Annotated in this window: 14 protein-coding genes; 13 read left to right on the top strand and 1 reads right to left on the bottom strand. The window is 45.4% G+C overall.

All coding sequences use genetic code 11. The features are described from left to right. Positions 1-134: 134 nt before the first annotated feature. The 11 genes from QMA39_RS04145 to QMA39_RS04095 all read left to right on the top strand — a co-directional run bounded on the left by QMA39_RS04145 (position 135) and on the right by QMA39_RS04095 (position 9,482). Positions 135-638, top strand: a complete 504-nt coding sequence (locus tag QMA39_RS04145; RefSeq protein ID WP_035531320.1) for a superoxide dismutase family protein — start codon at positions 135-137, stop codon at positions 636-638. A 255-nt stretch (positions 639-893) separates the two neighbouring features. Continuing rightward, complete coding sequence (locus tag QMA39_RS04140) at positions 894-1,094, top strand: cold-shock protein (RefSeq protein WP_027954344.1); 201 nt, start codon at positions 894-896, stop codon at positions 1,092-1,094. Between the two features lie 71 nt (positions 1,095-1,165). After that, positions 1,166-1,378 (top strand): cold-shock protein, encoded by a 213-nt coding sequence (locus QMA39_RS04135; RefSeq protein WP_027954343.1) that lies wholly within the window; start codon positions 1,166-1,168, stop codon positions 1,376-1,378. A 65-nt stretch (positions 1,379-1,443) separates the two neighbouring features. Next, entirely contained in the window at positions 1,444-2,793 is a 1,350-nt protein-coding gene (locus QMA39_RS04130; protein ID WP_281658049.1) for a DUF2252 family protein, read from the top strand. 72 nt (positions 2,794-2,865) lie between these two features. Then, the gene (locus tag QMA39_RS04125; RefSeq protein ID WP_027954341.1) at positions 2,866-4,482 is read left to right on the top strand and encodes an ATP-binding cassette domain-containing protein; all 1,617 of its coding nucleotides are present in this window, start codon (positions 2,866-2,868) and stop codon (positions 4,480-4,482) included. 324 nt (positions 4,483-4,806) lie between these two features. Beyond that, complete coding sequence (locus QMA39_RS04120; protein ID WP_027954340.1) at positions 4,807-5,676, top strand: 3D domain-containing protein; 870 nt, start codon at positions 4,807-4,809, stop codon at positions 5,674-5,676. Between the two features lie 118 nt (positions 5,677-5,794). After that, on the top strand, positions 5,795-6,790 hold the full coding sequence (locus tag QMA39_RS04115) for a zinc-binding dehydrogenase (protein WP_281658048.1): 996 nt from the start codon (positions 5,795-5,797) through the stop codon (positions 6,788-6,790). Positions 6,791-6,932: 142 nt separating this feature from the next. After that, entirely contained in the window at positions 6,933-7,313 is a 381-nt protein-coding gene (locus tag QMA39_RS04110; RefSeq protein ID WP_027954338.1) for a helix-turn-helix transcriptional regulator, read from the top strand. Positions 7,314-7,333: 20 nt separating this feature from the next. Next, complete coding sequence (locus QMA39_RS04105; RefSeq protein WP_281658047.1) at positions 7,334-8,329, top strand: LLM class flavin-dependent oxidoreductase; 996 nt, start codon at positions 7,334-7,336, stop codon at positions 8,327-8,329. A gap of 81 nt (positions 8,330-8,410) precedes the next feature. Next, complete coding sequence (locus QMA39_RS04100; RefSeq protein ID WP_035531317.1) at positions 8,411-8,497, top strand: YjcZ family sporulation protein; 87 nt, start codon at positions 8,411-8,413, stop codon at positions 8,495-8,497. 118 nt (positions 8,498-8,615) lie between these two features. Beyond that, positions 8,616-9,482 carry a S1-like domain-containing RNA-binding protein gene (locus QMA39_RS04095; RefSeq protein ID WP_206932735.1) on the top strand — a complete coding sequence of 289 codons (867 nt, stop codon included), beginning with the start codon at positions 8,616-8,618 and terminating at the stop codon, positions 9,480-9,482. A gap of 62 nt (positions 9,483-9,544) precedes the next feature. Here QMA39_RS04095 and QMA39_RS04090 read toward each other — a convergent pair whose 3' ends face one another. Next, positions 9,545-10,024 (bottom strand): YusW family protein, encoded by a 480-nt coding sequence (locus tag QMA39_RS04090; RefSeq protein ID WP_051254602.1) that lies wholly within the window; start codon positions 10,022-10,024, stop codon positions 9,545-9,547. Positions 10,025-10,158: 134 nt separating this feature from the next. On the opposite strand from QMA39_RS04090, the gene msrB reads away from it, so the two are divergent. Both msrB and QMA39_RS04080 read left to right on the top strand, forming a co-directional pair. Then, complete coding sequence (gene msrB, locus QMA39_RS04085; RefSeq protein ID WP_027954334.1) at positions 10,159-10,746, top strand: peptide-methionine (R)-S-oxide reductase MsrB; 588 nt, start codon at positions 10,159-10,161, stop codon at positions 10,744-10,746. A gap of 110 nt (positions 10,747-10,856) precedes the next feature. Continuing rightward, complete coding sequence (locus QMA39_RS04080; protein ID WP_027954333.1) at positions 10,857-11,411, top strand: nitroreductase; 555 nt, start codon at positions 10,857-10,859, stop codon at positions 11,409-11,411. The last annotated feature ends 23 nt before the right edge of the window (positions 11,412-11,434 follow it).

The following is an 11,434-nucleotide window of genomic DNA, read 5'->3' as shown; positions in this document are numbered from 1 at the left end:
AACGGAAAACATACCATAGACTAAGACGATTCTCCCCGGCCGGGGTTCTCTTCCTCCTCCCCGGCCGGGGAATTTCTTTTATCATCACCCGCTGACCAGACGCATACAGTGTACAGGAAAGGAGGATGACGAACATGTTGTATAATCCGAACCAGGGAATGTACCGGCAGCAGTATGCATCACAGACAGCTTCTGCTGAGTTTTCGTCAAGCCCCTCTGCCCCCGGGCTTAAGGGGAGTGTTCAGTTTTACCAGATGCCGTATGGTGTTGAGGTATTTGTTTATGTAGAAGGACTGCCTTCGTTTAAAAAGGAAAAAAACGGAGTTCAGACGGGCCCTCACGGCTTTCATATCCACGAAAAGGGTTTGTGTGAAATTGGGGACGGCAGCGATCCGTTTGCAACGGCAGACGGCCATTGGAATCCTGATCAGCAGCCACATGGCAATCATGCGGGGGATTTCCCTGTGCTTTTTTCCAATCAAGGAAGGGCACGGATGATTTTTTTCACCGATCGTTTTCAAGTCCGTGATATCATCGGAAGAAGTGTCATCATTCACCAAGGGCCGGATGATTATCAGTCCCAGCCCAGCGGACGTTCAGGGAAAAGAATCGCCTGTGCCGTCATTCAATCCGGATAAATCATCATGGGGAGGAATAATGCTCCTCCTTTACGGATATAATGGAAGTAGAGTGATGTGAAGGGAGTGTACTTGACTTCATACCGCAGGCGTAGTATAGTAAGTATAAAGATTGAATTACCAATATTAAGAAGTTCATTCTTCCCAATCACCTATTATAAAGAGTGATCAATTCTATTGGTACTTTTTATAATATGTGATTTTTTCATTAAAGCAAAACGCATATTAATTTAGAAATATTGGAGGATCCATTCCATGAAAACAGGTACAGTGAAGTGGTTTAACGCGGAAAAAGGTTTTGGTTTTATCGAGGTTGAAGGCGAAGATGATGTATTCGTACACTTCAGCGCAATCAACGAAGAAGGCTTCAAATCTCTTGAAGAAGGTCAAGCTGTAGAGTTTGAAGTAACTGAAGGAAATCGCGGACCACAAGCTGCAAACGTAACGAAATTATAAAATCATAAAAAGACTGGCTTTAGTAAGTCAGTCTTTTTTCTATCATAATTGAGTTAAAGGGGGCTGCTTCAATGGCATTCGGAAAGAAAAATCAAGCTGAAGTGAAAGAAGAAGATACAAAAATCTGGGTTTGTTCATCCGATGACTGCAACTGCTGGCAGAGGGATAATTTCCGTACGAACAATGAGAAGAAATGTCCGATGTGCGGCAGCGATATGAAGGAAGAAAACAAAGTCCTTCAAGTTGTGGAAAACAACAGCCTGTATTATAAATCTCAGTCATGATATGGTAAAAAAAGCGATTGCTCACGGGCGGTCGCTTTTTTCCGTGAGAGGAGGAGAAACCGGACATGGATAACAAAGTAAAGCAGATGCTGGAAACGAAACAAGCACTCAGAAAAAATACGCTGGGCACAATTTTGGACCGCTTTGACGGGGATTTAATGAAATTATCAAAAAAGCAGCGCAGGCAGAAGTATCAAAAAATGATGGAGAATCCCTACAGCTTTTTCCGGGGGAGCGCCTATCTATTCTTTCACGATGTTACAGAACTGCCGTTCAGGTTTCACACTCCTGGGGAAACGCCGACATGGATCATGGGAGATCTCCATTTTGATAATTTCAGTGTGTTTCAAAATGAAAACAAGGATATCGTCTTTGATGTCGATGACTTCGATGAGGGCTATCTCGGTTCTTACTTATATGACGTGATGCGGATGGTTGTCAGCATCCGTTTAACTATGGATCAACTGGGTTATCCTGAAGACAGTCATGATGCGATGGTCGATCATTATCTGAAACATTACGTGAAACAGATGGAAGCCTTCCACCATAGAGATGAGGATCCACAGACGATGTACTTTACCAAAGAGGAAAGTAAAGGCGCTGTAAAAAAAGCGATTCAAAAAGTAGAAGAACGGCGGGCTTCCCATGAACTGGAGAAACAGACGATCGTCAAGCATGATTCGATCCGTTCCTTTGATATCGGCAAGGTGAAATTAGCATCGGTACCGAAACAGGAATATGAGCAGCTGGTTAAAGCATGGGACGATTACTACCATTCGCTTGATCAAAAGCTGCGCCGGCCGCGTGAATTTTACCGGATCAAAGATATCGTAAAAAAACGAGGCTCGGGTATCGGCTCAACCGGCCTGAACCGGTATTACATTTTAATAGAAGGCCAATCGGGGGACAGTCATGAAGATGACATCATACTGGAAGCCAAGGAAGCGCGCACGCCCATTCCTGCCTACTTCTTCCCTTATGATGAGCAGTTCTGGACAGAACACTGTCAACAGGGGCGGCGGGTGATTCACACCCAGCAGGCGATGCACCATTTGTCCGACCCGTATCTCGGGTACTTTACGATGAATAACAGCGACTATTATGTGCGCGAACGTTCTCCTTATTCCAAAGATCTTAAACCGAAACATCTGTTGGAGGAGAAGCGGATGAAGAAGACACTGAAAACGATGGCTCAGATCAGTGCCAAAATTCATGCGCGGGCGGATGCAGATATCGATGAAGGCATCCTTCCCTATCATAGTGAGGATGCCATTATGGAGGTTATTCACGGACATAAGGCGGATTTCCAAACAGAGCTCATTTTATGGTCCAGACATTACAAGGAAAGAGTCAGCACGGATTATCAGCTGTTTCTGGAATGGTGTCGTGAAAATGAGTACGTGAAATCTCCGTGATGACTGTTCTATGAAGCGGATGAATGATATACTTTTCTTGTTCTACAAACGAAAGCAATGGAGGATTCAGACATGTTAACAGTTAATAACGTAGGGCTTCGATTCGGTGACCAGAAACTGTTCGAAGACGTCAATATAAAATTCACCCCGGGAAACTGCTACGGGTTAATCGGGGCAAACGGAGCAGGTAAATCCACGTTCCTTAAAATCCTGAGCGGAGAAATTGAACCACAAATCGGAGATGTAAGCCTGAAAAAAGACCAGCGTCTGGCGGTCTTGAAACAGAACCACTTCGAATATGATGAATATCAGGTTCTTGAAACGGTCATTATGGGCCATACACGCCTGTATGAAGTCATGAAAGAAAAAGACGCCATTTATATGAAAGGTGATTTTTCCGAGGAAGACGGCATGCGTGCGGCTGAACTGGAAGGCGAATTCGCAGAAATGAACGGGTGGGAAGCGGATTCTGATGCTGCCCGCCTTCTTAAAGGACTTGGAATCGGGGAAGATCTGCAGACGAAGCAGATGAGTGAGCTTGCCGGTTCGGAAAAAGTGAAGGTCCTTCTTGCCCAGGCGCTGTTCGGCAATCCGGATGTCCTGCTTCTCGATGAGCCGACCAACCACCTGGATATTAAAGCGATCCAGTGGCTTGAGGATTTCCTTATCGACTTTGAAAATACCGTGATCGTTGTTTCCCACGACCGTCACTTCCTGAACAATGTATGTACCCATATCGCTGATCTTGACTTCGGGAAGATCCAGGTCTATGTCGGAAACTATGACTTCTGGTACGAATCCAGCCAGCTTGCAATGAAGTTGGCTCAGGAGCAGAATAAGAAGAAGGAAGAAAAAATCAAGGATCTCAAAGAGTTCGTGGCCCGTTTCAGTGCCAACGCCTCGAAATCCAAACAGGCAACATCCAGGAAGAAACTACTGGATAAAATCACCCTGGATGATATTCAGCCTTCCTCCCGTAAGTATCCGTACATTTCCTTCCAGGCGGACAGGGAAATCGGGAATGACCTGCTGACGGTAAAAAACCTGTCCAAAACCATTGATGGTGTGAAAGTTCTGGACAACATCAGCTTTACATTGAACAAAGATGATAAAGTGGCTCTCGTAGGTGCGAACGAAGTGGCCAAGTCCACGCTGTTCCAGATTCTTATGGGTGAGATCGAACCGGATGAAGGAAGTTATAAATGGGGCGTTACGACCTCTCAAAGCTATTTCCCTAAAGACAACTCCGAGTTCTTCGATTCTGAACGCAGCCTCGTTGAGTGGCTCCGTCAGTATTCACCGGAAGACGAAACAGAAACGTTCCTGCGTGGATTCCTTGGCCGTATGCTGTTCTCCGGTGAGGAAGCATTGAAGAAAGCGAACGTCTTGTCCGGAGGAGAAAAAGTCCGCTGCATGCTGTCTAAGATGATGCTGTCCGGGGCAAACGTTCTTCTTCTTGATGAACCAACCAACCACCTGGACCTGGAGTCCATTACAGCCTTAAACAAAGGGTTGATCAATTTCAAAGGTTCTGTCATCTTTGCTTCTCATGACCATGAGTTTATTCAAACGATCGCCAACCGCATCATAGAATTGACTCCAAGCGGTCTTGTAGATAAGGAAATGACGTATGATGACTATTTGAATGATCCGGAAATTCAAAAGCAGGTCGCTGCTCAATACGCATAAATACTGAAAAGCCTGTCACTTTGACAGGCTTTTTTTCTTCTTTTTCCCCCTTTAATTTCTCCTTGTTCGACCTTCTGAATGACCAAATCCCCTAGGAACATGCCTTGAAGCGTGACGGATTTTGTCAATCTTCCGCTTTTATCATCGAAAAGACGCTGGTTTTCTGCCTCTTGTAATGACAGTGAAATATAGATGTTACGTTTGCAACGAAACTGTTGCTTGTTTGTTCTTAATTTATACGAAATATCTGGTAATCTAGTAATTGTGAATTGATCACATCAAAAAATACAAAGTGATCGAACAAACAAGGGGAGGCACTATCCTATGAAAAAAACTGTATTTTCTGTTGCAGCAACCGTAGCCTTGACTGGAGCATTTGCCACATCTGTGAGTGCTCACGAATCTGAACAATATTCTGTCAATAAAGGGGATACTCTTTGGAGCATCTCTCAAAAATACAACGTATCTGTCAACAATCTGAAATCTTGGAACGATCTAAATTCCAATCTTATTTATCCAAGTCAAACACTTGCCGTATCTAACGCACACAGCAATCAAGCATCTACTTCTACTACTAAATCTTCGAACGCATCCACGTACACGGTTAAATCCGGAGATACGTTGTTCGCGATCAGCCAAAAATTCAATATTTCCGTCGATCAGCTGATGGCTTGGAACAACTTATCTTCCACTCTCATCTACCCAGGGGAACAATTCAAGGTGGACGGACAAAAAGCAGCAGCAGAGACATCTACAGCTCCTGCTAAAGAAAGCACAGCCAAGTCCAGTGAAAGCAGCCAGAAATCAAGCAGCTCCAGCAATGCTTCTGCTAAAGAAACATCTGCTGAGTCCACAGAAGCTGTTCAAGCGAACACGAACAAAGGAACGAGCAATGATGTAGTTAAGGAAATTACAGCCGAAGCAACGGCCTACACGGCAAACTGCACAGGCTGCAGCGGCGTAACAGCAACTGGTATTGATTTAAATGCGAATCCAAACCAGAAAGTAATTGCTGTAGACCCGAACGTCATTCCATTAGGTTCTAAAGTATATGTAGAAGGCTATGGAACAGCCATTGCCGGTGATACCGGCGGTGCCATCAACGGGAACCGTGTTGACCTTTATATGCAGGACCGCGGCGATGCTCTTGATTTCGGACGCCAGACTGTAAAAGTACAGGTGCTTGCGGACTAATTTCAATATTTTGAAAGATAAAGACCTTTTCAGTTCTTCTGAAAAGGTCTTTTTTCTTTTATATAGGAAGGCTTATTGATAGACTTAAGACATCTTATGGTTGGAAAGGAGACTAATGATGAGAGCGATTGTACATGAAGGAAAAGATGGTCTGGAAGGTCTTCAGGTGAAAATGATGGAGGAGAAAACGCCGGACGCCCGTGAAGTGAAGGTGCGCATTCACACAGCAGGAATGAACCGGCGGGATCTTGCGGTTGTTACAAAAAGGCATAAAGGTAAAGACCCGGCTGTCATTCCCGGTTCAGATGCTTCAGGGATCGTTGAGGAAACAGGAAAAGATGTGACGCGTTTTAACAAAGGGGATGAAGTCATAGTCAACCCCGGTCTCGGCTGGCAGGAGAATAGTGATGTTCCTCCAGAAGGATTTGAGATTGTCGGCTTTCCTGACCACGGGACGTTTGCGGAGACTTACATATGTACTGAAGAACACCTGGAGTTGAAACCGAAGCATTTAACTATGGAAGAAGCAGGGGTTCTTTCACTGGCTGCATTGACGGCTTATAGAGCTCTGTTTACAAGAGGGAACCTCAAATCAGGAGACACGGTGATGCTTCCTGGAATCGGTGGAGGCGTTCTGACGTATGCCCTCAAATTCGCCAAGGCAGAAGGGGCCAGAGTGATCGTTACATCACGGTCCAGGAAGAAGCTCAAACAGGCACTGGACGCTGGAGCGGATAAAGCATTCCTTACAGAGTCGGATTGGAGTGGGGAATTGACTGGTGAGAGCGTGGATCTATTGATTGAGAGTATAGGAGCCGCTACATTCAATCAATCACTGCGTGCTGTCCGTAAAGGGGGAACGATTGTTACATTTGGATCCAGTACGGAAGATGAAGTCACTTTGAATATCCGTGAATTCTTTTACGGACAGTATAATTTACTGGGGTCTACGATGGGAAGTGCAGAGGAGCTGAGGTCGATGATCGCTTTTATCGAACATCATAGCATCCGTCCGGAAATCGACAGGATATTCCCGTTGGATCAAGCGGAGGAAGCTTTCACGTACATCCGCGATACTAAAAACTTCGGGAAAATCGGCTTTCAAATGTCATAATATTCTCTCTTCTAACTTAGTAGCAACTCCGAAAAATAAAAAATAAAACCATCAACAAGCGAACAAATGTGCTTATGATTGGACAAATCTACCATCATTTATTGTAGAATGAAAGTATTCGATAAGGAAGGGGAGGAGCGCCGTGTCACATAAAAACAACCCGAAGCGTTTTGCGTTAAATATGAGCGCAGCCCAGTTCACCAAATTTTACATCATGCACCTGTTACAAATCCGCCAGCCGATGATCAGTGAACATTTTAAGCAGGAGTTTAAAAAACTGACGAAGAACTGGATTCCGGCACCTTCAACACTTCTGGATACATTACATGAAATGACGGAGCAGGGGTTACTCTATCGGAAGGAAGATTACAAATCCCACGATAAAAAACGTCAGAAGGTTTACTGGTATTATTTAACCGACCAGGGGAAAGAAGAATTTGACGTTTTAAAGAAGCGGTATAAATTATTGTTTGAAGAACAGATTCAGATTTTAAACCAGATTATGAAAGATGTGTATCGTTAAGCTCGAAAGGATGACAACAAGTGAGACTGAGTGTACTGGATCAAAGCCCTATATCCAAAGGGGATTCTGCCGAACAGGCGCTGCAAAACACCATTGAGCTGGCCCGCTGGACGGAGGAACTTGGTTATTACCGGTACTGGGTGGCCGAACATCACAGCACGAATGGATTAGCTGGATCTTCTCCGGAAATCCTGATTGGTCAGATTGCCGCAGCTACCAGCCGGATGCGTGTCGGTTCCGGGGGAGTACTCCTCCCTCAATACAGTCCATTGAAAGTAGCGGAAAATTTCAGAGTGCTGGAGGCTTTTTACCCGGGGAGAATCGACCTTGGCCTTGGACGCTCACCCGGGGGCGGTCGTAAAACAAGACTGGCCTTGACGGATGGGGTGGAAAAGCCGCTCAGCTCCTTTTCGCGTCAGGTGAAAGAGCTGCAGCAGTTTCTGCACGGGACGATGCCTAAGGGAAGCGATTATTACGGAGTGACGGCAAGACCGGCGACAGACAGTCAGCCGGAAACGTGGATTCTCGGTTTGTCTGAACGCGGGGCACGTCATGCAGCAGTGAATGGCACCGGATTTACACTCGGACATTTTATCAGTCCAGACAACGGTGAGGCTGCACTGAGAGCCTACCGGGAAAAATTCAAGCCTTCCCCCTCCCTTGATCAGCCGGAGGTGAATGTTTGTATTTTTGTTGTCTGCGCAGAGACAGAGGAAAAAGCGGAAAAGCTGGCGCTTAGTCAGGATCTGTGGCTCCTTAAGGTTGAAAAAGGACTCGAGACCCGTGTTCCTCCTATAAAAGAGGCAGAAAGCTATACGTATTCTGAAATCGAAAAGAAAAAAATCGAGCAGAACCGCCGGCGTGCGGTTATCGGAACCCCCCGGCAGGTGAAGGCACGTCTGCTCGAATTGTCAGAGCAATACCAGACCGATGAATTTCTCATCATTACGAATATTTACGACTTGGAGGCTAAGAAAGAATCCTACCGCCTGATTGCTCAACAATTCCATACGTAATGGCTTCGGAAGAAAAATGAGTCATTCACCCATACCAATTCCTCCTTTTTCTCATATATAAAAGGGAAAGGGGGAATAAGTATGAGTAAAGGATATGGTGGAGGATTTGCGCTGATCGTTGTATTGTTCATTCTCCTTATTATTGTCGGAGCTTCCTGGTGGTGCTGATAAGCAGAAGCGCGGGTTTCCCCCGTGCTTTTTTTATGCTTCCATACCCCGTGATATTTTAAAATGAGACAAACTAGGATATAATGGACGACATGACTTGTCAAAAAGGGTGAATAAAGTGAGTAAAGAACAATATTTAGGAACAGTAAGAAAAGCTGTTTTAACGAAAAAAGTGACCCATGGATTCAAGGTGACGGCAGGAAATGAAGAATACTTCCTTCCTGATGAAGAAGTGGACGAGTCTGTTGAACTTGGTGATGAACTGTCTTGCTTTTTATATATGAATAAAAAGGGAGAAGCGGCAGCGGTGGTAGACCTTCCGGAAATTACCCGTGACTCCTACGGCTGGGCCGAAGTTGTCGAAATTTCTCCAAACACAGGAGTGTTTGTTGACATCGGACTTCCGGATAAGGATATTCTTGTGTCCTCTGACCATCTGCCCCTGTTTAAGTCAGTCTGGCCTGCAGAAGGGGATCACTTATTTATAAGTTTGGAACTGGATAAAAAAGGCCGGTTGACAGGCGAACCGATCAGCGAGCAGGAAGTGATGGACGATCTTGAGCCGGCTCCTGCGGAATTGTTGAAGGAAGAAGTCACAGCAAGGGTTTACCGGGCCATAAAAGCCGGCACAGCTGTGTTAACAGGCGAAGGCTACCGCGGGTTTATCCATCCGCATGAACGTAAAGAAGAACCGCGCCTTGGCCAGACGATTGAGGCCCGTGTCATTGACGTCAAGGAAGATGGTACGATCAATCTTTCTCTAAGACCGTTAAAACAGGAAAGCATGTCTGAAGATGCCGAGATGATTTTCCAATTCCTTGAGGAAAACGACGGAGTTATGGGACTTCATGATAAAAGCTCTCCAGATGAAATCCGGGAAACGTTCCAAATCAGCAAAGCCGCTTTCAAGCGTGCGCTTGGTCAGCTGATGAAACAGGATAAAGTTGAGCAGAAAGACGGACGTACCGTTATAAAGCATAACTGAGTATCGGCACTTCGAACTTCGTAGCAACTCCAAACCTAAACAAAAACAAAACAGCCGCTATGTCATCGGTTTGACAAGGGCTGTTTTTTACTGCTTTCATAATGCCGCTCCGGCTCGTCTGGATAGGTGACACGCAGCGAAAAGTGTTCATAGCCGGTATCCAGTCCAAAAATATGCAGGACGTCGTTGATGACAAGGGCATCCGGGGAATCTTCATCAAAACTCATTTCCCGGAAGAGTGGAGTCAACTGATTCATGGCTTTTGTCCCTGAGATTCTTTCTCTGCCCATTTCGTACACAACCGCCTGTGCTCCTTGATCATAAGCTGAATAGTAAACGCGGTAGGTTACACCACCGGGATAGTGAACATCAAGATTAAAGGCAGTAAATGAAAAAGCTCCGGCGGTTGAATCCGCCAACTCATACGAAATGTTGTCTACGGCGTTAGGTTCGGCTGTTTCTGCTTCCTTTTCGCCGGCAGGTTCTCCGCAGGCAGTAAGTAGAAAAAAGGCAGAAAAAATAAGCATGATCCATGTATGCATTGAATAGCACCTCCTGTCTGTTAATCAGGATAGCCGAGTTGTCTCCTGTTTATAACACATGCAGCAGGCACAAATTTATTCATTGTTCCTGCTGCATGTTAAAATGTAAGTAATCCGATCTAAGGAGGATGATTATGAAAAGTCTATCGATCTGGCTTTCCCTTATTATCGTTGTTGCAGGCGTCGGCCTTTTCACATGGAGTAAAAACACAGGTGCTTCATCCGATCCTGAAAAAAAGGCGTCTTCCGGCACGAAAATGATTGAAATGTATAACGGGGACACTGTTGAATGGACAAAGGCACAACTGAAAGATCAACTGAGTGATATTCAATATAAAGTCACCCAGCAGGATGGAACAGAAAAGGCGTTTGATAATGCATACTGGGACAATAAACAGGCAGGCATTTACGTGGATATTGTTTCTAAGGAACCGTTGTTCAGTTCCCGGGATAAATACAAATCAGGAACCGGCTGGCCGAGTTTTACTAAGCCACTGGTGGAAGAGAATATAGTCACGAAAGACGATCCGGGCATTTTCGGCATGCGGACAGAGGTGCGCAGTAAAGCGGGAGACAGCCATCTTGGCCACGTGTTCAATGATGGACCTGAACCGACAGGGCTTCGCTACTGCATGAACAGTGCCGCTCTTGAGTTCATTCCTGTTGATGAAATGGAGGAAAGAGGCTACGGGGAGTTTTTAGAGGTATTTGATAAAGCTTAAGGCAGGGGATTCCCCTGTCTTTTTTTCTGCTTTAAAGGATGTGGCCTTGACAACATCAATGAGAACGATTATCATTACCATAAATAATGATGATAATGAGGGTGAGAGGCATGAATCAAACCAAATCAAAATTAGCAGAGGTTATTAGAGAAAGACGCTCCATCAAAACCGGCTATCTGGATAAACCTGTACCGACAGAACTCGTAAAGGAACTTCTGGAGGATGCGGTATGGGCACCTACCCACGGGATGCGTGAACCATGGCGGTTTATCTATGTACCTTCTGAGCAGAAAGAGGATTTTGTATCCTCCCTCGTCGACACGTTTCCGGAAGAACGGAAGGAAGACCGCAGAGATTATTTCAGCAAGCCTTCTGCTTTCTTAATTGTTGTGATGGATGAAGATCCAAGGCAGAAAGTGTGGGAGGAAAATTTCGGTGCGGTCAGCTGTCTGCTTCAAAACTTCCAGCTGCTGGCATGGGAAAGAGATCTTGGTGTGGTTTGGAAGACCAATCCGCACATTTATGACCCGGACGTTCATGAACTGCTTGGGATTCAGCCGGAGGAAAAGATTGTCGGCTTCATTCACATGGGGTACTTTGAAGAAAAACCAGAACCTAAAAAACGGACGTCCATTGACGATAAATTCACCCTTTATACACCATAAGTCCAGCACACCCCTCAGGAGGT

This window comes from Halobacillus sp. Cin3, from assembly GCF_947311855.1.
In the GTDB taxonomy this organism is placed as follows: domain Bacteria; phylum Bacillota; class Bacilli; order Bacillales; family Halobacillaceae; genus Halobacillus; species Halobacillus kuroshimensis.
The sequence above is the reverse complement of the archived record's forward strand: the minus strand, read 5'-3'. Positions and strand labels throughout refer to the sequence as shown.

Excerpts from the sequence above, each read along its gene's own strand:
- QMA39_RS04145 (WP_035531320.1), top strand. The coding sequence starts at position 135 with ATGTTGTATAATCCGAACCAGGGAATGTACCGGCAGCAGTATGCATCA.
- QMA39_RS04140 (WP_027954344.1), top strand. The coding sequence starts at position 894 with ATGAAAACAGGTACAGTGAAGTGGTTTAACGCGGAAAAAGGTTTTGGT.
- QMA39_RS04135 (WP_027954343.1), top strand. The coding sequence starts at position 1,166 with ATGGCATTCGGAAAGAAAAATCAAGCTGAAGTGAAAGAAGAAGATACA.
- QMA39_RS04130 (WP_281658049.1), top strand. The coding sequence starts at position 1,444 with ATGGATAACAAAGTAAAGCAGATGCTGGAAACGAAACAAGCACTCAGA.
- QMA39_RS04125 (WP_027954341.1), top strand. The coding sequence starts at position 2,866 with ATGTTAACAGTTAATAACGTAGGGCTTCGATTCGGTGACCAGAAACTG.
- QMA39_RS04120 (WP_027954340.1), top strand. The coding sequence starts at position 4,807 with ATGAAAAAAACTGTATTTTCTGTTGCAGCAACCGTAGCCTTGACTGGA.
- QMA39_RS04115 (WP_281658048.1), top strand. The coding sequence starts at position 5,795 with ATGAGAGCGATTGTACATGAAGGAAAAGATGGTCTGGAAGGTCTTCAG.
- QMA39_RS04100 (WP_035531317.1), top strand. The coding sequence starts at position 8,411 with ATGAGTAAAGGATATGGTGGAGGATTTGCGCTGATCGTTGTATTGTTC.
- QMA39_RS04090 (WP_051254602.1), bottom strand. The coding sequence starts at position 10,024 with ATGCATACATGGATCATGCTTATTTTTTCTGCCTTTTTTCTACTTACT.
- msrB (WP_027954334.1), top strand. The coding sequence starts at position 10,159 with ATGAAAAGTCTATCGATCTGGCTTTCCCTTATTATCGTTGTTGCAGGC.
- QMA39_RS04080 (WP_027954333.1), top strand. The coding sequence starts at position 10,857 with ATGAATCAAACCAAATCAAAATTAGCAGAGGTTATTAGAGAAAGACGC.